The 18,977-nt window shown below is 59.2% G+C and carries 18 protein-coding genes; 8 read left to right on the top strand and 10 right to left on the bottom strand.

Going from position 1 to position 18,977, the window contains the following annotated elements; genetic code table 11:
* Positions 1–58: 58 nt before the first annotated feature.
* The 4 genes from ACR0FB_RS02110 to ACR0FB_RS02095 all read right to left on the bottom strand — a co-directional run bounded on the left by ACR0FB_RS02110 (position 59) and on the right by ACR0FB_RS02095 (position 5,234).
* The gene (locus ACR0FB_RS02110; RefSeq protein ID WP_480619511.1) at positions 59–1,717 is read right to left on the bottom strand and encodes a tetratricopeptide repeat protein; all 1,659 of its coding nucleotides are present in this window, start codon (positions 1,715–1,717) and stop codon (positions 59–61) included.
* Positions 1,718–1,775: 58 nt separating this feature from the next.
* Positions 1,776–2,984: a multidrug effflux MFS transporter gene (locus ACR0FB_RS02105; RefSeq protein WP_171723176.1), complete on the bottom strand. Its 1,209-nt coding sequence runs from the start codon at positions 2,982–2,984 to the stop codon at positions 1,776–1,778.
* A gap of 76 nt (positions 2,985–3,060) precedes the next feature.
* A complete protein-coding gene (locus ACR0FB_RS02100; RefSeq protein ID WP_171632123.1) occupies positions 3,061–3,720 on the bottom strand; it encodes a DsbA family oxidoreductase in 660 nt (219 codons plus the stop codon).
* Positions 3,717–5,234 carry a class I adenylate-forming enzyme family protein gene (locus ACR0FB_RS02095; protein WP_480619509.1) on the bottom strand — a complete coding sequence of 506 codons (1,518 nt, stop codon included), beginning with the start codon at positions 5,232–5,234 and terminating at the stop codon, positions 3,717–3,719. The genes ACR0FB_RS02100 and ACR0FB_RS02095 overlap by 4 nt, the downstream gene beginning before the upstream one ends.
* Before the next feature lie 64 nt (positions 5,235–5,298).
* On the opposite strand from ACR0FB_RS02095, the gene ACR0FB_RS02090 reads away from it, so the two are divergent.
* Complete coding sequence (locus ACR0FB_RS02090) at positions 5,299–5,922, top strand: helix-turn-helix domain-containing protein (protein WP_171167898.1); 624 nt, start codon at positions 5,299–5,301, stop codon at positions 5,920–5,922.
* Here the strand turns inward: ACR0FB_RS02090 and ACR0FB_RS02085 are convergent.
* Entirely contained in the window at positions 5,911–6,150 is a 240-nt protein-coding gene (locus ACR0FB_RS02085; RefSeq protein WP_170344111.1) for a hypothetical protein, read from the bottom strand. The genes ACR0FB_RS02090 and ACR0FB_RS02085 overlap by 12 nt on opposite strands.
* An 85-nt stretch (positions 6,151–6,235) precedes the next feature.
* On the opposite strand from ACR0FB_RS02085, the gene ACR0FB_RS02080 reads away from it, so the two are divergent.
* Positions 6,236–6,763 (top strand): hypothetical protein, encoded by a 528-nt coding sequence (locus ACR0FB_RS02080; protein ID WP_480619507.1) that lies wholly within the window; start codon positions 6,236–6,238, stop codon positions 6,761–6,763.
* On the opposite strand, the gene ACR0FB_RS02075 is transcribed toward ACR0FB_RS02080, so the two are convergent.
* A complete protein-coding gene (locus ACR0FB_RS02075) occupies positions 6,709–8,526 on the bottom strand; it encodes an extracellular solute-binding protein (protein ID WP_480619505.1) in 1,818 nt (605 codons plus the stop codon). The genes ACR0FB_RS02080 and ACR0FB_RS02075 overlap by 55 nt on opposite strands.
* A 297-nt stretch (positions 8,527–8,823) precedes the next feature.
* On the opposite strand from ACR0FB_RS02075, the gene ACR0FB_RS02070 reads away from it, so the two are divergent.
* Both ACR0FB_RS02070 and ACR0FB_RS02065 read left to right on the top strand, forming a co-directional pair.
* Positions 8,824–9,597 carry a 3-hydroxybutyrate dehydrogenase gene (locus ACR0FB_RS02070; RefSeq protein WP_480619503.1) on the top strand — a complete coding sequence of 258 codons (774 nt, stop codon included), beginning with the start codon at positions 8,824–8,826 and terminating at the stop codon, positions 9,595–9,597.
* 64 nt (positions 9,598–9,661) lie between these two features.
* Complete coding sequence (locus ACR0FB_RS02065) at positions 9,662–10,687, top strand: patatin-like phospholipase family protein (protein WP_480619501.1); 1,026 nt, start codon at positions 9,662–9,664, stop codon at positions 10,685–10,687.
* Here the strand turns inward: ACR0FB_RS02065 and ACR0FB_RS02060 are convergent, their stop codons facing one another.
* The 3 genes from ACR0FB_RS02060 to ACR0FB_RS02050 all read right to left on the bottom strand — a co-directional run bounded on the left by ACR0FB_RS02060 (position 10,688) and on the right by ACR0FB_RS02050 (position 13,231).
* The gene (locus ACR0FB_RS02060; RefSeq protein WP_152458130.1) at positions 10,688–11,365 is read right to left on the bottom strand and encodes a DUF502 domain-containing protein; all 678 of its coding nucleotides are present in this window, start codon (positions 11,363–11,365) and stop codon (positions 10,688–10,690) included.
* Positions 11,366–11,429: 64 nt separating this feature from the next.
* Positions 11,430–12,341: a pseudouridine-5'-phosphate glycosidase gene (locus ACR0FB_RS02055; protein ID WP_171632139.1), complete on the bottom strand. Its 912-nt coding sequence runs from the start codon at positions 12,339–12,341 to the stop codon at positions 11,430–11,432.
* A complete protein-coding gene (locus tag ACR0FB_RS02050; protein WP_152458128.1) occupies positions 12,338–13,231 on the bottom strand; it encodes a PfkB family carbohydrate kinase in 894 nt (297 codons plus the stop codon). Before ACR0FB_RS02050 ends, ACR0FB_RS02055 begins: the two co-directional genes overlap by 4 nt.
* A gap of 171 nt (positions 13,232–13,402) precedes the next feature.
* Between ACR0FB_RS02050 and ACR0FB_RS02045 the strand changes: the two genes are divergently transcribed.
* On the top strand, positions 13,403–14,545 hold the full coding sequence (locus ACR0FB_RS02045; protein ID WP_480619499.1) for a HupE/UreJ family protein: 1,143 nt from the start codon (positions 13,403–13,405) through the stop codon (positions 14,543–14,545).
* Here ACR0FB_RS02045 and ACR0FB_RS02040 read toward each other — a convergent pair.
* Positions 14,542–15,162 carry a thiamine phosphate synthase gene (locus ACR0FB_RS02040; RefSeq protein WP_480619497.1) on the bottom strand — a complete coding sequence of 207 codons (621 nt, stop codon included), beginning with the start codon at positions 15,160–15,162 and terminating at the stop codon, positions 14,542–14,544. The two genes, ACR0FB_RS02045 and ACR0FB_RS02040, sit on opposite strands and share 4 nt — an antisense overlap.
* A gap of 155 nt (positions 15,163–15,317) precedes the next feature.
* Here ACR0FB_RS02040 and ACR0FB_RS02035 point away from each other — a divergent pair, with 155 nt between their 5' ends.
* Genes ACR0FB_RS02035 through ACR0FB_RS02025 form a run of 3 tightly spaced genes read left to right on the top strand, consistent with a single transcriptional unit; the run spans position 15,318 to position 18,740 of the window.
* Positions 15,318–16,061: an RNA methyltransferase gene (locus tag ACR0FB_RS02035; protein WP_480619495.1), complete on the top strand. Its 744-nt coding sequence runs from the start codon at positions 15,318–15,320 to the stop codon at positions 16,059–16,061.
* Between the two features lie 59 nt (positions 16,062–16,120).
* Positions 16,121–17,269 carry a heme A synthase gene (gene ctaA, locus ACR0FB_RS02030; protein ID WP_480487703.1) on the top strand — a complete coding sequence of 383 codons (1,149 nt, stop codon included), beginning with the start codon at positions 16,121–16,123 and terminating at the stop codon, positions 17,267–17,269.
* Between the two features lies 1 nt (position 17,270).
* On the top strand, positions 17,271–18,740 hold the full coding sequence (locus ACR0FB_RS02025) for a carboxypeptidase M32 (RefSeq protein ID WP_480619493.1): 1,470 nt from the start codon (positions 17,271–17,273) through the stop codon (positions 18,738–18,740).
* Positions 18,741–18,977: the final 237 nt, after the last annotated feature.

Below are 18,977 nucleotides of genomic sequence, written 5' to 3'. Positions count from 1 at the left end.
AGCTTCATCTGGCTGAAAATATCCCCGCCGGAGGCATCGCGCGGCAGCGCGATCCCGCCTATACTCGCATTGCAGCCTGCGCGCAGAAGCAAGACGCTGCAACCGCCCGATCAGCACGGGCCAGAGCCAGATCCAGGCGTTGTTTGACCTGTCGCATTTCAACATCTTCCCCGCGGGCTTTGAGACAATCGTACAGTCCCTTCAGGCTCCAGACGTTGTCGGGATGGATCGAAGCGCGGCTGAGCGAGCCGCCAAGGCCAAGATCTTCGCGATAGACGGCTTCTGCTTCTGCCGCATGACCTTGTTCGAACAGCAATGCGCCAAGCGCGTGGCGGGTGGGCTGCATCCAGCCCCAGGGTTCGTCATAGGGCAGGGTGTCGTCCAGTTCGACCGAGCGGCGCAGATGGGCAAAGGCGATTTCGAAATTGCCTTTTCGGTACTCGATCTCACCGCGCAGCATCTCCCCCGCGATTTCCAGCAGGTCGATCACACGATTGTTGTGCAACCTGCGTGTTTCCGGAACGCATTCCCTAGCTGCCAGAAACAGGTTCTCTTCCGCTTCGGCATGGACAACATCACCCGTTGCGGCATGCGCGATGGCGCGGGCGTAGTGGGTCGTGGCCGTCAGGGTCCGGTAGAGATCCGGATCGGAGGGCAGCTCCAGCGTCTTGGCCTCTTCCCAGCGGCCAAAGCGGATCAGGATGTGCGGCCCCATGGACATGTAGCTTTCGAAGTAATCCGCCATTGGGGGACTTTCGATGCGCAGCATCTCCTCTGGCGTTGTATCCCACAAACCCTGATTGGCGCGTAGGGCAGGTTCGATCTGACCCAGAAACAGCGCGCCGTAGATGGCGAAGTGATAATTGTGTTGACGGTAGCCGGTGTAGATATTGAACGCGCCTTCGCGTTCGTAATACTTCAGATCCGCATTCGAGGCTTTTTCGTTCCACTGCACCACATTGTGATAATGGCCGCACAGCACGTCAATATGTGTCGGCATATGCACCAGGTGCCCCGCATCGGGCACCAATGTGCGCAGGACATCACCGGCTTTCAGAGCTTTTTCCGGCGTGGGCGACATCTCCATCAGGTGAACATAAAGATGCAGCAGGCCGGGATGTGACATGGCGGCCGGATCGTTGGCCATGGCCCATTCCAACGCCTCTTGCGCTTCAAGCGTTGCAGCGCCTTGTGCCGGTTGGCCGGTTTTCAGGTCCCACATTTTCCAGGGTGTCAGGTTCAAAAGCGCCTCGACGTAGATCGCGCGCAGGTCCGCATGATCGCGGTGCGCAGCGAAGGCTGCGCGCATCGCTTCGGCAAAATCGTGATCCCACCGATGCATGTCCTCTGCCGGATCTCGTTGCGGATAGCGCGCAGGGAGGGCTCGGATCAGAGCTTGCTCGACAGGCGTACAGCCGTCTGCCAATCGAAGGGCGTTTTGCATGGCATCATAAGCCAGCGCCAGCGCCTTGCGGCGTCCCCGCTCGTCCTGCAAGTCCCATGGCAGGTTGTAATTCGGCCCCGCCGCGTAGGCGACGCCCCAATATGCCATGGCGCATTGGGGGTCGTGTTCAGCTGCGCGCTGGAAACAAACCACGGCTTCTTCGTGATTGTACCCATAGGTCCAGTTCAGGCCGCGGTCGAACCACAGCTGAGCCTCGGGAACGGAGGTCGTTACCGGACAGGAATAGCTGCCCAGATCATAATATTCACGCATCAGAAGCCCTCCGCTTGGTTCACGTCGAGGGTAGCGTGTTTCTGACGAGTCGCACAGATCAGGCTGGCAGACGTTCTTCAACGCGGCCCATATGCAGCATAAGCCCGAAGGCCAGAATGCACATGCTCAGGATACCAAAGGTCAAAGGCGTGATCGAACCGTCGAACAACAGCCCGATCGGGGCGGCGATGGCAGCGGCCAGCACCGTCGAAATCGATCCGATGACCGAGGCTGCCATTCCGGCAATATGCCCCATCGGCTCCATCGCGATGGCGTTCAGGTTGCCCAGCGTCACGCCGGCCATGAAAAACACCATGGTTTGCCAGAACACGAACAATGCGAACGAGGCGTCTGGCGAAAGATGCGCGGCGTTCAGGGTCATGACAAAGGTGGTAATCAGGATTTGCCCCCCCAGCGCCCATGTCACCATCCGGCGCATGCCCACACGCACCACTAGTGCCGCGTTCAGCAAACTGGCCGACCCGGACATCAGCGCCACGAACCCGAACCAGAACGGAAAGCTTTCGGCGCGGTCATGGATAACGTCATAAACGGGCTGAACCATTGTCAGCATGGTGAACAGCACCCCCATGCACAGGGTCTGAACCATGATCGAAAGGCGCACGGTCGGATGCGAGAACATTTCCTTCGTGGCCGAGAACATCAACGGAATGCGAAAGGGGCGACGGTTTTCCCGGGCCAGAGATTCCGGCAACCGAACGCCCATCCAGGAAATGATGATCAAAGCAAACAGAATGAAAGACACAAAGATCCCGCGCCATCCGAACAAAGCGATTACTCCGGCGCCCAGCATCGGTGCCGCCGCGGGTATCAACGTGAAAATCATCATCGCGATTGAGATGATCCGCGCCATTTCGCGGCCTGAATACAAGTCGCGGATGATCGCCATGGCCACCACGCGCGGACCTGCGGCGCCCAGGCCTTGAACCACACGTGCAATCAAGACCAGTTCCAGTGAAGAACTGGCCCATGCGACTGCAGACGCCGCAATGTACAAAGCCGCGCCGCCGTAAATGACCGGCTTGCGTCCCAGCGCATCCGAAAGCGGGCCGGTGAAAAACGTGCCGATCCCCATGCCCAACACAAATGACGTCAGGATCAGTTGGGCACGGTTAACGTCATCGGGGCTGAGCTGCGCGCCGATCTCGGGCAACGCAGGCAGCATCGAATCGATCGAAAAGGCTATGGTGGCGAACATCATTGCAATCAGTGCAATGAATTCCGCCTTCGACATGCGATTGGCCATGAAGACCTCCTAACCCGTTCGCGCTATCACGGCGGGTCGGCATAGGCCAGACTGGAAATTTGCACAGACCTCTGTGCTATTCTGCAGGGGAAGCCTCAAGTTGAGACATGATTTCAGCGATCACTTTCTCCCACATTTCAGGAGGTTGGGCGCCGGGAACCGCATGTTGATTGGCGACAATGAAGGTCGGGACCGAGCTCACACCCATTTTGCGGGAATGAGCATCGCGATTGCGGATATCCTCGCGGTCGGCGTCTGATTTCAGCAGCTTCATGACCACGGCGGCGTCCATTCCGGCGCTGTCCGCGATATCGGCCAAGACTTCGTGGTCGCCGATGTCGCGACCCTGCACGAAATAGGCGTCAAACAGCGCATCGACGACGGCATTCTGCTTGCCTTCGATGCCAGCCCAATGGATCAGGCGATGCGCATCCAGCGTGTTGGGGGTACGTTTCATGGCCTCGAAGTTGATGTTCAGACCGGCCTTTTCGGCGTGTTCCACCACCGGCGCATAGGCGCGAACCGCGCCGTCCTTGCCGCCGAACTTGCGCTCGAGATACTCGCGCCGATCCATTCCCGCATCCGTCATGTCAGGATTCAACTGGAACGGATGCCATTCAATGACAAAGGGGTGGTCGGGTACGTTGGCCAGTGCCTTGTCCAGTTGAGTCTTGCCGATATAGCACCACGGGCAGATCGGATCGGACAGGATGTCGAGCTTGACGGTCTGGGTCATTTTGTTGGTGCCTCGAAATAGGCCGGCAGCGCCCGGCGCAGGAGTTTGCCGTTTCCGCCGGTCGGCAGGGCGGGCAGATGGATGAAGGCGCGTGGTTGTTTGTAACGCGCCAGGTTGGCTTCGACATAGGTGCGCAAGGCCGCATCGTCCAGCTTTTCCGGGCCCGTATAGAAGGCCGCTATCACAAATGTGTCCGGTTTGACCTCGACCGCGGCGGCGCCGACCTGAGTGATGCCCGGAAAGCGGGACAGGGCGGCTTCGACCTCGACCGGGGACACGCGATAGCCACCCGCGTTCATCATATCGTCGTCGCGGCCCAGATAGCTGATCTGACCATCCACGGCCATGACGCCCTGGTCGCCGGTCAGAAACCACTCTCCCTGCATCCGCGTTTCAACCTCATCGGGTGCGTTGAGATAGGTCAGCATCAAACCGGGGTCAGAGCGGTGAATGGCGATGGTGCCTTCTTGGCCCTTTGGCACCGGACCGTCCGGACCAAGGATCGCCACACGACGCCCGGGTTGCGGTTGTCCTAATGCGTCGCTGCGCGCGGGGTGATCCGGGCTGGAGGAAATGAAGGTAGAGCATTCGGACATGCCATAGGCTTCGAACAACTCGGTGCCGGTGGCCTTTCGCCATTGTTCGTGCAGCGCGCGCGACAGTTTCTCACCCGCGCACAAGCCGTGGCGCAGGTCAGGCAGCTCCACCCGATCGCACCCTTGCACCATCTTGCGAAAGACCCCGGGGGCCGCTGCAAAGATCGTTGCGCCATGCTGGCGCAGCAGGGCAGGCAGGGCCGTGATTTCCGTGCCGGGCGCGGGGATCAGGGCAGTTGCGCCCATGGTCCATGGATCCATCAGGCCGGTGCCCAGCGTATAGGTCCAGTTGAATGCTCCGGCGTGACACAGCCGGTCGGTCTCGCGCAGACCATACCAGCCATCGACCATCATCTGCCGCGCCCAGATTGCTCGGTGGGCATGGGCCACGGCACGAGGCTTGCCCGAGGTTCCAGAGGTATAGACGACATAGGCCATACGTTCCGGATCGCCCATGTCAAATTCTGCCGGGGGCAGGTTTCGCATGGCTTCCAACGCGTCCAGCCCGATCTGTTTGGAATGCGAGGCGCAGGCGACGCCCGGATCACGCAGAATCACCGCCGGAGAAAGCTCGTCGATCATCTTGGCGGTTTCGGGTTCCGTCAGTTGTGACGATGTCGGCACCGGTACGATGCCCACGGCAATTGCCCCCAGATAGGCAATCGGGAAATCCACCGTGTTTCCCAGCCGCATCAGCGCGATATCACCAGGTTTCAACCCGGCCCGCAGCAACCCCATGCCTGTGCCCAGCACAGCCGCTTTCAGATCGCGATAGGTCCAGTCTTGCGCGCCGTTCGGGCGCAATATCGACAAAGCCACTTTATCCGGCGCGTGATCGGCGCGGCCCAGAACATGGGCCGCCAGATTGAATGGCGTGGGGCAGGGTGCGGGCGACCCCTGATCGAAGATTGACAACATGGCCTCTGGCTATCGCGCCGCCTGCCGCGTTGCAAGCATGGCTGGCCGGGCCTATAGAAGGGTCATGAGCACTCAAGATCCCAAATCTCTGATCCGAATTGCCCGCGATTCTGGCGACCATACCGAAGTCGAACCCTTGGACCTTGGCGCCCGTGTGCGAGAGCTGCGCAAAGCGCGGGAATGGACATTGGAACAGGCCGCCAGTCAGGCCGGATTGGCACGCTCGACCCTCAGCAAGATTGAAAACGGGCAGATGTCGCCGACTTACGACGCGCTCAAGAAGCTTGCGACCGGGCTGGAGATTTCTGTTCCGCAACTGTTTACGCCGCCCCAGCGCGATCAGGTGATCGGACGCATGGCGATCACCCGTGTGGGCGACGGCACGGCTCATGCCACCACCACCTATGAGCATGAGCTGCTGGCCGAAACCCTGACCAAGAAACAGATGCTGCCCTATCGTGCGCGGGTCCGCGCAAGATCAATGGATGAATTTGACGGCTGGGTGCGCCATGACGGCGAAGAATTCATGTATGTGCTGACCGGTGTCGTCAAGCTTTACACCGAGTTTTACGAGCCGGTTGAGATGCGCAGAGGGGACAGCGCGTATTACGACGGCAGCATGGGCCACAACGTGATTTCCGTCAGTGACGAAGACGCGACGATCCTTTGGGTTACATCACTTGCCTAAAGCGGTTCTGCTGAATTCCCGGTTCAGCCCTTCGGTGAACAGGAAATCTTCGACCTCTTCATGCGCCTCATTCATCGTAAGTTGGTGACGTTCGGCCAAATAGGCTTCAAACCCTTTTCGATCCTTCAACACGCGCATCATGTCCTTGTCACGCAGGTTCGGAAAACGCCGCTTTGCGCGTTCGCATGCCGCATTCCAGTCGTTTGTAAGATCGGTCCAGTTCATCATCAATGAGCTTCCCTTAGCAACGATTAGGACTGCTCTCCCCCACACCAGAGTACGGACAGGGTGCCGCCACGTAAGACATGACAAAATGTCGCAGCGCTGGACCGCGCTTTTTTCAGGGGGATTTGTGCCCGCTGCGAAGTTTCCGCAACGGGCCGACGGGCCTACATTTGGTGTGAGTGGTGGCGGGCCCGGTTGTTCTGTAATCCGCAGCGCCATATTGTCCCGGCAGGCAGAGAGGCGGGGTCATCGCCAGCTCGCTATTAAGCCTAAATGCCCAATTTATATGCATATTTTCCAGAAAAGTAAAATTGTCTGTGGGTGTTTCTTTCCGGATCGCTTGCATGTGACGATGCTGGACGCTGATTACGATGCTTCCAATGCGGCCAAACGATATCTTGTGTGGGATGATAATGTGCTGAAATTTGCCGATTGGTGGAAATTTCCCGAGCGCTGTTTGTATGAAATTGCTGGCACTTTGAGCTTCCGTCTTTCGGAAACTTCAGTTGGAAAGACCAGCCGGATTCACATGTACAACGGCTGGTCTTGGGTTTGCGCCTTTTACTGGGCGTCGTACCACCAGATTTCGGGCATGTATTGCGGACCGTCGCCATAGATGGGCAGAGTTTCCGGGTGCTTCAGCTCTTTGACATGCGCGATGCGCCCGATGTCAAAGCTCCAGATCGGGATGACATAGCGGCCTGCGGTCAGTACCCGGTCCAGCGCGCGGGTGGCCGCGGTAAAGTCATCGCGGGTTTTTGAGGCCAGCATGGCATCGATAATGGCATCAACTGCGGGCGAAGATACGCCCATCAGGTTACGAGTGCCGGGGGCATCAGCAGTTTCGCTGCCCCAATAAAGACGCTGCTCATTGCCAGGAGACAGGGAAAGCGCCCGGCGGAACGTCGTGACGTCAAAGTCCAGCTCAGACGTGCGCCCGACATATTGGGCATTGTCGACCTGTTCCGTCGTGACCCCGATGCCGAGACGTTCCAGCGCGCGGGAATAGATCTCGACCACGGTTGCCATCTCGCTGTCACCCTGTTGCAGCAGGAAAGTCATCTGAAAGGCATCACCATTTGCATTGCGCAGCACGCCTTCCTGAACGGTCCAGCCTGCCTCGGCCAATAGTCCCGCGGCCTTGCGGAGGTTTGCCCGGTTCCGGGCCGATCCGTCGCCTTTCGGCAGTTCATACCCTTCCAGCGTGCCGGGCAACAGGATGTCAGCATAAGGAAGCAACAGATCTTTTACCCGCCCCTGGGCCGGGCCGGGCTGCATGGCAAGGTCGGACCCCGAGAAATAAGACGCGATCCTTGGTTGCGCACCACCGGTTACCGTGTCGTTGATGAATTCGAAGTTGAACGCAAGCGTCAGCGCTTCGCGCACGCGCCAGTCGTCGAACGGAGCCTTCCTTGTGTTCATCACGAACCCGGTCATTCCCGAAGGTTTTCCATGCGGAATTTCGGTCTTGATGACATCGCCGCGCTGCACGGCGGGAAAGTTGTATTGCGTGTCCCATTTGTCGGCGTTGAATTCACGCACGGCTGAAAGCTCTCCGGCTTTGAACGCTTCGAACAAGACGCTGCCGTCGCCGTAGAATTCGATCCGCAGCTCATCAAGGTTCATGGTGCCGCGGCGAAACGGGATGTCGTACCCCCAATAGTCCGGATTGCGTCGCAGATTCACAAAGCGTCCCGCTTCGTAGCTTTCAATCACGTAGGGGCCGGTTCCAATCGGCACATCATGCAGTTGTGCATCCGCGAAATTCTTGCCCTCCCATTGCGCTTTTTTCAGGATCGGGCGCATCCCGGCCAGCAGCGCAAGCTCTCGGTCGGGTTCATTGAACGTGATACGCACCGAACGCGGGCCGGTTTGTTCGATACTGTCGATCTTGCCCCATAGACCGCGATAGCGCAGATGCCCCTGCGTGCCCAACGTTTCGTAAGACCAGATAACATCATCGATCGTGACCGGACTACCGTCGGAAAACCGCGCCTCCTCCCGCAGGGTGAATTCGACCCAGGACCGGGCTGGATCGGTCTCAACTGATTCGGCTAACAGCCCATAAAGTGTGAAAGGTTCGTCCCATGACCGCCCCATCAGGCTTTCATGGGTCCAGAAAGGCAATTGCCAAGGCGAGGTGCCTTTTTGCAAAAACGGGTTCAGGCTGTTAAAGCCGCCAGTGTTTCCGAACACGGCGTTGCCGCCTTTGGGCGCATCCGGGTTGGCGTATGGGAGGGACACAAAATCCGGTGGTAGGGCCGGGTCCCCATACATAGCTATGCCATGAGACGATTCTGCATGGGCGACAGAGATCACGAAAATGGTGGCGATTCCTGCCACAAGTGATCGAAACGGACGGAGAAAATCCGGGCTCATTTTGGAAACAATCCTGCTCTGGCCTTATTTTGTTGGTATTCACCGTAGTGATGATTTTTCTTATTATCAAACTTTTAGCTTGGACCAAGGCGCAGAATTGCTTATAAAGGTTGCACTGCTCGATAGGTTTCTTGCCTGTATGAAACCTGCCTCAATAACTTAACGCCCGCTTCGTGCGGGCGTTTTTTTTGCCTGTGGAAGTCTCAGACCGGTATTCCAATCCCACATGTTTCCCCGTTTTCTTTGCAGGTGCAGCATGGCATGGTGCGCCTGATCAACGCTTGAGGGAGAATGGACATGAGCCTGTCCGGCAAAACGGCAATCATCACGGGATCAAATTCGGGCATTGGCCTGGGCGTCGCACGCGAGCTGGCCAAGGCCGGTGCCGATGTGGTTCTGAATTCCTTTACCGATCGCGATGAAGATCACGCGCTTGCCGCGCAGATTGCGAAAGAGACCGGAACCAATGCGCGCTACATCAAGGCCGACATGTCCAAGGGCGAGGAATGCCGATCCTTGATCGAACAGGCGGGGTCTTGTGACATTCTGGTGAACAATGCCGGGATTCAGCATGTCTCACCGATTGACAAATTCCCGGTTGATAAATGGGATGCGATTATCGCAATCAACATGAACTCGGCCTTTCACACCACGGCGGCCGCGTTGCCGATGATGCGCAAGGCAGGTTGGGGACGTGTGGTGAACATCGCCTCGGCCCACGGTCTGACGGCATCCCCTTTCAAGGCGGCATATGTTGCGGCCAAGCACGGCGTGGTGGGAATGACCAAGACCGTAGCGCTGGAAACTGCGCAGGAACCGATCACCTGCAATGCCATCTGCCCGGGATATGTGCTGACGCCGCTGGTCGAGTCCCAGATTCCCGACACGATGAAAGAATACAACATGAGCCGTGAGGACGTTGTGAAGAACGTTCTTTTGGAACGGCAACCGTCCAAGGAATTCGCCACGGTCGAACAACTGGGTGGAACGGCTATCTTCCTGTGTTCGGACGCGGCCGCTCAGATCACCGGAACCACAATTTCCGTCGATGGTGGCTGGACCGCGCTTTGAGGTTTTGCGGGGGCGCTGCCCCCACACCCCCAGAGTATTTTGGAAATGATGAAGGGGTTGCGGCATGAAGCGGATCAATCTGGCTTTGCAGGGGGGTGGGGCGCATGGGGCGTTCACCTGGGGTGTGCTCGACCGGCTGCTGGACGAGGACGACATCGTGGTCGCTGCCATTACCGGAACTTCCGCAGGGGCGCTGAACGGTGCGGCCTACAAATCTGGTATGGTTCATTCCGGGCGCGACGGCGCGCGGGCGAGCCTGGACGGGTTGTGGAAGCGCATGGGCGCTATTGGCGACATGCGCTTTGCCAACTGGTTTCGCGGCCTTGAACCGGCGGCCATTGCGCAGGCGATGGAATATTCGGTGCCGTTTTCGATTGGGGATGCCTGGTCGCGGATGGTGTCGCCCTATGCGTACGGGCCGTTCTACAGCAACCCTTTGAAGCCGGTGGTGGACAGGTTCAATTTTGACGAGGTGTGCGCAGATGAAGGCCCGCGACTGTTTGTGTGTGCCACCTGCGTACGCAGCGGCAAGATCCGCGTCTTTACCGGCGACGAAATCAGCACCGACGCCATCCTGGCCTCGGCCTGTTTGCCGACCCTGTTCAAGGCGGTTGAGATTTTCGACCCGAAGACAAACCGGACCGAAGCCTATTGGGACGGAGGGTATACCGGCAATCCGGCGCTCTATCCGCTGTTCAACGATGATTTGCCGGATGACGTGGTGATCGTGAACATCAATCCGCTGGAGCGTGACGAAGTTCCGATCACGCCGCAGCAAATCCAGAACCGGATCAACGAGATCAGCTTCAACTCATCCCTGTTTCGCGAGTTGCGGGCGATCAGCTTTGTCCAGCGGTTGTTGAAAGAAGGCAAGCTGACAGCCGGAGAGATGAGCCGCGTTCTGGTTCACATGATTGCAGATAACGACTTGATGAACAGCCTGTCTGTTGCCACCAAAACCGTGCCCAATCCGGTCATTCTGCACAAGCTGAAACAGGCCGGACGGAACGCCGCAGACGGTTTTCTTGCCAACCACAAGAAGGATTTGGGCCAGACCAGCACAATTGATCTGCCTGCGATGTTCAGCTGATCACTCGGGCGGCTGTGTCGGATCTTTTCCATTCGGATAGACAAGCCCCGCCGAAATCACCAGTTTGGCGGCGTCTTCGATGCTCATGTCCAGCAGGATCACGTCTTCTGCGGGGAAGAACAACAGAAACCCCGATGTCGGGTTGGGTGTCGTGGGTACGAACACGCTCAGCAGTTCGCCACCGGTTTCGGCGCGTTGGCTGACCTCACCCTTGGCGCTGGTCGAGACAAAGCCGATGGCCCAGATCCCGCGACGCGGGTACTGGATCAGGCAGGCTTTTTCGAAAGAACGCTCGGTCTGGGCAAACACCGTTTCCGAAATTTGCTTGATCCCGGAATAGACAGAGCGCACGACGGGCATCCGGTCAACAACGCTTTCGGCGAAGTGGATCAGGGAACGGCCCAGAATGCCCTTGGCGATCCAGCCGACCAGAACGGTGAAGATCAGGAAGATCACCACGCCCACGCCGCGCAGGTTGATGCCCACGTATTGTTCGGGCTGGAATTGTTGGGGCACCAGCGGCAGAACCGCACTGTCTATCCAGCCGACCACCGACCAGATCAGCCAGACCGTCAACCAGACAGGCGCAATGACCACGATGCCCGTCAGAAAGGACGCGCGCAGCCGTGAAAGCATGCCCGGGCGGCGGTGAGGCTCTTCGTCGAAGGGTGTATTCATTGCGGTTCCGAATGGTTTCCGGATTTAGGTAGTCAATCCACGGCCTTGGTACAATAGGTTAACGTCACCTCTGTTTGACGAGCGCTTGCGCGATCTTGGCCGCCAAACGCGCATTGTTTCGAACAAGGGCGATGTTGGCGACCAATGACCGGCCTTCGGTCTTTTCAAAGATACGTTGCAGCAGATAGGGGGTCACGGCTTTGCCGGTGATGCGATGGGCATCTGCATCTGACTGGGCTTCGGCGATGATGGGGGCCAATTCCTCGGCCGGGATTTGATCGGCGGCTGGAATCGGGTTCGCCACCAACTGCCCGCCGGGCAGACCCAGCGCGCGGCGGGTCGTGTGGGCTTTGGCGATGGCATCGGCACTGTCCATGCGCAGGGGCGCGTTAAAGGGCGACTTTGCTGACCAGAACGCAGGAAACTCGTCCTGGCCATGTGAGATCACAGGCACGCCCAGCGTTTCCAGAACCTCAAGCGTTTTGGCGAGGTCCAGGATGGCTTTCGCCCCGGCTGCGACGACGGTCACGGGCGTATGGCCAAGCTCGTGCAGATCGGCAGAGATGTCGAAGGTGGTCTCGGCCCCCTGATGCACGCCGCCGATACCGCCGGTGGCAAAAACCTCGATCCCGGCATAATGCGCGGCGATCATCGTGGCGGCAACGGTGGTGGCCCCGGTGCCACCGGTCGAGATGCATGCCGCCATGTCCGCGCGCGAAATCTTGGCAACGCCTTGGGCCTGACCCAGCCATTGCAGCTGATCCTGCTCCAGCCCGACATGCAATTTGCCTTCGATCACGGCCATGGTTGCAGGAACCGCACCCGCATCGCGGATGTCCTGTTCGACCTGAGCCGCGACTTCGATGTTCTGCGGATAGGGCATCCCATGGGTGATGATGGTGCTTTCCAGCGCAACGATGGGCAGGCCCGCGTCCTTGGCGGCGCGAACCTCGGCAGAGTATTTGATGTCGATCACAGTGGGGTTTCTCCGGAAACGTAGGTTGCAGCGGCGTGCAGGGCGCGGGTCAGGGCCTCGTCACTGGATGCACCGCCGGATTCTGAGGCGATATGGGCCGCCATGAAAGTATCCCCGGCACCGGTCACGCGGGTGACCAGAACGGCAGGGGGTGTTTGCGTCAGGATTTCTGTCGAGCTGCCGATGGTTGCCGAATTGCCGCCGTCGGTGACCAGCACCCGCAGCGCGCCGCGATCCAGAAGGCCTTTGGCCGCGGATTCGGAATCGGTGAATTCACGCTGGCACAGGATACCGGCCTCTTCGAGGTTTACATAGAGCGTGGCGCGAGCATGTTTCAGGAACGGCAGCAGACGTTCGGCCTTGCCCGGCGATGCCGGGGCCACGCGCAGATCCGCACGCGCAAAAGCAGGGCTTTGGGCAATTTCTTCCAGCAGGTCCAGTGTCAGGTTGCCATCCAGTGCGATCGGGCCCTCAAATGGGGCGTTCTCATAACCCAGAGGTCCGTGCATCAAAGGGTGCAGTATCTTTGCGCCCGCGGCCTCCAGCGAATGCGCGTCGGCAATCGCCGCGATCAACCCGTTCGCACCTTCGACGGCCATATAGCGGTCAGTCGGCAAATCCTGCGACCGATAGATGTGATCCGTCACCATGCCGAGGCGCGAACAGGCATGGACAAGCTCGTCGCCTTCCGGATCGCGGCCAATGGCGGTCAGCAGGGTGGGTGTCATGCCGAAACGTACCAGTGTCATGGCAATGTTCATCGCAACGCCACCTGGCAGGCGGGTGATCCGGCCCGGCACGTCCGAGCCCTGTCGCATGGCGCTGGCCGATCGGCCGATCACGTCCCACAGGACCGAGCCGATGCACAGGATATTGGTGTTCTGAGTCATACGGGACGTCATGCCGCAGCGGTGTTGCCCGTGCAAGCCGGAACGTCATCGCAACAAGAGATTCCCGACCGGCCTGGGCCGATATGGCCTTTGGGCTTGCGATCCGTGGCCTTCGCGGGAACAATCAAAAGCAATGATTGGTGATTTGATTTTCCTGTTGGAGCGTTTCGTATGAATGGCCCCGTCTTCCGTGCCATCCTCCGAGCCCTCAATACCTGCGCCCTGAGTATTATCCTTCTTCTGACTTTGCATCCGGGACCCGTAAAAGCGCAAACTGCCCCGTCGACGGTCATTGATTTCTGGGTCAAGGATGACACTCTGTTTCTCGAGGTGAAACTGAACGCCGAGGCCATGCTGGTCGGTGCCGATCCGACACAACCCGACGCTTATTCCGGCAATTCAAAGTACAGATCTCTGCGGCGCATGGTGTCGTCGGAACTGGAACCCCAGATCAGAAATTTCGTTCAGGTCTGGAAGCAAAGCCTTGTGGTCGAAGCGCCTGATCGCCTGGACCTGTCTTATGAAGGTGTGCGTATACCGGTGGTGGGCGACACGGAAAAAGTGCGTGTTTCCAGGTTGTTGTTGACTGCACGTTTGCCGGATCACGCATCGAATCTGCGCCTGACCTGGCCGCAGTACAGCGGGTCAGTCGTTCTTCGTCAGCAAAACGTGATAGCCCCGTATACAGGGTTTCTGACTGCCGGAGAAATCAGCCCACTGATCCCGTTGCAGGGTGGGGCATCGCTGACGACCGAGCAGACACTGCAGACGTATTTCGCAAAGGGGATCAGCCGATTTGTTCAAAGCCCCCTCAAGCCATCCATCCTTGTTCTGACACTCGTGATGCTGACGCTGAGCCTGCGGCCTGTGATGTCTCAGGTGGCGTTTTTGGCAGCAGGGGTTTTTGTCGGGCTCGGGTTGGGCATGTACGGCGTGCTGGACGTACCAGAAAACATGCAGGATCAGGCCTTGGTGGCTGCGATCATCATTCTGGCGCTATGGAACCTGGTGGCCCGGCACTTGCAGGTCTGGCGCCTGTTGGCCGTGCTTGCCGCAGGCTGTGTTTACGGATTGGCACTGGCTTCGGATTTGACAAAGATCGGGGTGCCGCCCGATCATCTGGCCCCGGCTGTTTTGGGGTTTGGTGTCGGGAATCTAGTTCCTGTCGTCTTTGTGGCTGTTCTGGCCTTTGCCTGCGCGCTTTTGCTTGCAGGCGGGTCACACAGAAAACGAGGCCGGATTTCGGTTCTGACCTCGATGCTGATCGCCGGGATCGGCGTGTATTGGATGGCTGAACCCTGGTTGCTGGCTTAAGATATTGCCGCCAGCAGCTTGTTCAGCGCACCCAGCGGGTCGTCATCGCCCCAGATCTCGTCCCCGATGCCGAAGAAATCGGTGCAGGGGGCCAGATCGCCGATCAATTCGGGCGTCAGGCCGCCTTCGGCCACGACCGGGACTTCGATCATCTCGGACCACCATTTGAACAGATCTTTTTCGGCGCGGGTTCCGTCGCCCAACGTGGCGGTGCCAACGGGGCCGAAGGCCACATAATCTGCGCCGTGTTCGCCCGCCGTCATGCCGTCATGGCTGGACGCGCCGCAAAAGCTTCCGACGATCGCATCCGGACCCAGCTCCTTGCGCGCGGCGCGGACCGAACGTGCGCCGTCATCCAGATGCACCCCATCCAGCCCCAGACGTTGCGCCAGCAGCACGTGGTTTGAAATAACGATGGCCACGTCACGGGCGTGGGCCACTTCGCGGCAGGCATCAGCGGCACGGGCGATGGTGTCTTCGTCGTTGCCAGCCAGCGCCAGGCGGATGCAGGCGATCTCGGCCCCGTCCAGAACCGATGCCAGTTTGGCCGGAAACGTGCTCAGCTCGATGGTCGGAGGCGTTATCAGGTAAATCTGCGGCTGCTCGGGGGTGTCCATGGGCGCGTCCTTCGGCTTTTGGTCTTTGGCGCGGTTTAGCGGATTGCGGCGGGGAAGCAAACTTTTATGGCCGAGACCACGCAATTTCCAGCCCCAGCGCCTTGCCCTGCAAGAGCCTGCCGATTACAGCAGGCCAAGTTTTTACAAGGTGAACCATGCCCAGCGACAAATCCCAGCCTTCCTTCGTGCTTGTTCGCCCGCAGATGGGTGAGAATATCGGTGCCGCCGCCCGGGCGATGTGGAACTTTGGACTGGACCGGATGCGCATCGTGGCGCCCCGCGACGGCTGGCCAAACCCCAAGGCGGTGGCCATGTCCAGCGGTGCCGGCCGGTTGCTGGACGAAGCGCAGCTGTTTGACGATCTGGCCGGATCGCTGGCCGACAGCACTTTTGTCTTCGCCACCACTGCACGGCAACGCGGGCTGACAAAACCCGTCTACAGCCCCGAGCGCGCCATGCAGATCGCCGCTGAAAAGGTCGCGGCGGGCGAAAAGGTTGCGGTTCTGTTCGGCCCCGAACGCGCGGGGTTGGAGAACGAAGACATCGCCAAGGCAAATGCAATCATCTCGGTGCCCGTGAACCCGGAATACGCGTCGCTGAACCTGGGCCAATGCGTCTTGCTGACCGCTTATGAGTGGATGCGCCAGACCGGCGACGTGGCGCATGAATCCACCGATTTGGGCAAGGGGGACTGGGCCACGGGGATTGAAGTTGAGAAACTGGTGGAACACTACGAGGACCGGCTGGAAGAGGCCGGGTTCTTCTATCCCCCTGAAAAGGCCGAGGGCATGAAAACCAACCTGCGCAACCTGTGGTCGCGGATGCGGATGACGCGGGCCGACGTGCAGATGCTGCATGGGATCATGCGGCAGATGGTCCGCTGGAAAGACAAAGGCTGAGGCTGGACCTATCTTCCACCAAGCCCTAGCTTGCGACGAAATCAGGACATGAGGACAGCATGAGCGGTAAGCGCAGCATCTTCGAAGAGGTCTCGGACACCGAAAAACAACAGGCCGTTCAACCCGGTATGATCGACCGGGGGCGTGGCGGTGCGCGTAAGGCAATCCGTGCCTGGCTGATGATCCTGTTCGCTTTGGTCGTGGTGATGATCGCTGTCGGCGGTCTGACGCGGCTGACTGACAGCGGGCTGTCGATCACTGAATGGCGTCCGATTACAGGGGCGATCCCGCCGATGTCCGAGGCCGACTGGCAGGCCGAGTTCGACAAGTACAAGCAGATTGACCAGTGGCGCATTCAGAACCAGTGGATGCAGTTGAGCGACTTCAAAACCATCTATTGGTGGGAATGGGGGCATCGCCAACTGGGCCGCGTGATCGGGCTGGTCTGGGCCACCGGTTTCCTGGGCTTCCTCGTGACCCGCAAGATACCCACGGGTTGGACCGGCAAGCTGCTGATCCCCGGCCTTCTGGGCGGTGTGCAGGGGGCTGTCGGCTGGTGGATGGTCGCCTCGGGTGTGACGCAGGGCGAGGGGATGACCGCCGTCGCCAGCTATCGCCTGGCCACCCATCTGGGACTGGCATTCGTCATTCTCGGGTTCCTCGCCTGGTATATATTCGAGCTTGGCCGGGAAGAACGTGACCTGATGCAGGCGCGTCGCATGAAGGAAGCGAAACTGTTCTCGTTGTCCACCGGCCTGATGCATTTCGCCTTTTTGCAAATACTTATTGGCGCGCTTGTCGCCGGGATCGACGCTGGTCGGTCTTATACCGACTGGCCGCTGATCGGCGGGCAGCTGTTGCCGCCGGATGCCACCGCGTTGGAGCCGATGTGGCGCAATTTCTTCGAAAGCCCGGGGCTTGTGCAGTTCATTCACCGCTGCGCAGGTTACCTGTTGTTCATCTTTGCGATTGTCGTATGGCGCCGCGGCGGCGCCAGCGCGCATCCTCAGACGCGCTTCGCCTTCAACGCGGCTTTCGCAGCCCTGTCGGTGCAAGTTGTCGTCGGTATCGTGACCGTCGTCTACGGAGCGCCGTGGCAGATCGCCATCTTCCACCAGTTCATGGCCGTTGTCGTCTGGACCCTGATCCTGCGCGCGCGGTTCCTGACTGCATATCCAATCGCAACATCTGTACGCGGAGTAAATTAACATGACCGCTTTCGACGAACTGATGGCTTTTCAGCGTGAAACCTCGGCATTGGGCCAGATTGCCGGACGATTGGGTTGGGATCAGGAAACCGTCATGCCGCGCGGGGCCGCGCCTCAACGCGCCGAGGAAATGGCAGCGATCGAGGCCGTCCTGCACGCGCGCCGATCGGATCCGCGCGTGGCAGAGTGGCTGGATCAGGCCGCGCCACAGGATGAAGTCGGAAAGGCGCAGCTTCGGGAAATCCGGCGCGCCTATGATCGGGCGGTCAAGGTGCCCGCTGATCTGGCCACGGCGATTGCCCGGACCACGTCCGCCGCACAGGGAACATGGGCACAGGCGCGCGCGGATGAAGATGTCTCGGCCTTCGTTCCCGTGCTGGAAGAGGTCGTATCGCTGAAGCGTCAGGAAGGCGAGGCGCTGGCACAGGGCGGAGACGTCTATGACGCCATGGTCGAGGATTATGAACCCTATACGACCGGCGCTCAGATCGCGGCCATTTTTGATGAAATGCGCCCACGTCTTGTGGCCTTGCGTGCGGCCGTTCTGGAACGCCCGGAACCTGCCGCGCTGACCGGAAGCTTTGACGAGCTGACCCAGATGCGGCTTACGCAAAAACTGGCGGTCGCCTTCGGCTATGACCTCAATAACGGCCGAGTCGACAAGGCGGTTCACCCGTTCAGCTCGGGTTCGGGCCTGGATGTGCGCATCACCACGCGAACCAGCGAAACGGACCCGTTCAACTGCTTTTATTCCACCATTCACGAGGTCGGCCACGCGGCTTACGAACAGGGGATCGACCGCGACTACCTGCTGACGCCGCTGGGGCGCGGCGTGTCCATGGGTGTGCATGAAAGCCAAAGCCGGATCTATGAAAACCAGCTTGGCCGTTCGCGTGCGTTTACGGGATGGTTGTTCGATCAGATGAAAGACGCATTCGGCGATTTCGGAATTGCCGATGCAGATGCTTTCTACGCTACCGTCAACCGGGTTCATAACGGTTATATCCGGACCGAAGCCGATGAAGTGCAATACAATCTGCACATCATGCTTCGCTTCGATCTTGAGCGAGCTCTGATGGCCGGGGACTTGCAGGTCAGCGAGCTGGAAGCGGCGTGGAATGACCGGTTCAAGGCCGACTTCGGTTATGCGGTCGACAAACCGTCGAACGGCTGTTTGCAGGATGTGCATTGGTCGGTTGGACTGTTCGGTTATTTCCCGACCTATTCGCTGGGCAATGTCTATGCAGGATGTCTGTATCAGGCACTGCGCGGCGCAGTTCCTGAACTGGATGCCCAACTGGCAGACGGCGACACATCTGGCGCAACTGCTTGGCTGCGCGAACACGTCCAGCAGCACGGCGGGCTTTATGCCCCGCGCGAGATTATCCGACGGGCGAGTGGAGTAGAGCCGGGACCCGAACCTTTGCTGGACTATCTGGAACAGAAGTTCAGCGGATTGTACGGGCTGTGACAGCATGAATCGGTAGCCGATTGGTAAGGTTTCTCGCCATTTGCGTTGCAACATTGGCTTTGGCTTGACCATTTCGGTGATCGGTTATGAGGCCGGGCATGGCGTTCCAAGTGGCTGGAGCGATCTGATGCTTGACTGGTTTGAGACGGTGAATGCCTTGGAATAGGGGCTTCCAACACAAAACTGGACTGGTGAAGACGGAGAGATGGTCGCGGGACATGCCGCGCAATTTGTCTT

The sequence above is a fragment of the Ruegeria sp. P10 genome, assembly GCF_056534925.1.
Note: the sequence above shows the minus strand (reverse complement) of the source record. Positions and strands in the feature narration are given on the sequence as shown.

Excerpts from the sequence above, each read along its gene's own strand:
- ACR0FB_RS02110 (WP_480619511.1), bottom strand. The coding sequence starts at position 1,717 with ATGCGTGAATATTATGATCTGGGCAGCTATTCCTGTCCGGTAACGACC.
- ACR0FB_RS02105 (WP_171723176.1), bottom strand. The coding sequence starts at position 2,984 with ATGGCCAATCGCATGTCGAAGGCGGAATTCATTGCACTGATTGCAATG.
- ACR0FB_RS02100 (WP_171632123.1), bottom strand. The coding sequence starts at position 3,720 with ATGACCCAGACCGTCAAGCTCGACATCCTGTCCGATCCGATCTGCCCG.
- ACR0FB_RS02095 (WP_480619509.1), bottom strand. The coding sequence starts at position 5,234 with ATGTTGTCAATCTTCGATCAGGGGTCGCCCGCACCCTGCCCCACGCCA.
- ACR0FB_RS02090 (WP_171167898.1), top strand. The coding sequence starts at position 5,299 with ATGAGCACTCAAGATCCCAAATCTCTGATCCGAATTGCCCGCGATTCT.
- ACR0FB_RS02085 (WP_170344111.1), bottom strand. The coding sequence starts at position 6,150 with ATGATGAACTGGACCGATCTTACAAACGACTGGAATGCGGCATGCGAA.
- ACR0FB_RS02080 (WP_480619507.1), top strand. The coding sequence starts at position 6,236 with ATGTCGCAGCGCTGGACCGCGCTTTTTTCAGGGGGATTTGTGCCCGCT.
- ACR0FB_RS02075 (WP_480619505.1), bottom strand. The coding sequence starts at position 8,526 with ATGAGCCCGGATTTTCTCCGTCCGTTTCGATCACTTGTGGCAGGAATC.
- ACR0FB_RS02070 (WP_480619503.1), top strand. The coding sequence starts at position 8,824 with ATGAGCCTGTCCGGCAAAACGGCAATCATCACGGGATCAAATTCGGGC.
- ACR0FB_RS02065 (WP_480619501.1), top strand. The coding sequence starts at position 9,662 with ATGAAGCGGATCAATCTGGCTTTGCAGGGGGGTGGGGCGCATGGGGCG.
- ACR0FB_RS02060 (WP_152458130.1), bottom strand. The coding sequence starts at position 11,365 with ATGAATACACCCTTCGACGAAGAGCCTCACCGCCGCCCGGGCATGCTT.
- ACR0FB_RS02050 (WP_152458128.1), bottom strand. The coding sequence starts at position 13,231 with ATGACTCAGAACACCAATATCCTGTGCATCGGCTCGGTCCTGTGGGAC.
- ACR0FB_RS02045 (WP_480619499.1), top strand. The coding sequence starts at position 13,403 with ATGAATGGCCCCGTCTTCCGTGCCATCCTCCGAGCCCTCAATACCTGC.
- ACR0FB_RS02040 (WP_480619497.1), bottom strand. The coding sequence starts at position 15,162 with ATGGACACCCCCGAGCAGCCGCAGATTTACCTGATAACGCCTCCGACC.
- ACR0FB_RS02035 (WP_480619495.1), top strand. The coding sequence starts at position 15,318 with ATGCCCAGCGACAAATCCCAGCCTTCCTTCGTGCTTGTTCGCCCGCAG.
- ctaA (WP_480487703.1), top strand. The coding sequence starts at position 16,121 with ATGAGCGGTAAGCGCAGCATCTTCGAAGAGGTCTCGGACACCGAAAAA.
- ACR0FB_RS02025 (WP_480619493.1), top strand. The coding sequence starts at position 17,271 with ATGACCGCTTTCGACGAACTGATGGCTTTTCAGCGTGAAACCTCGGCA.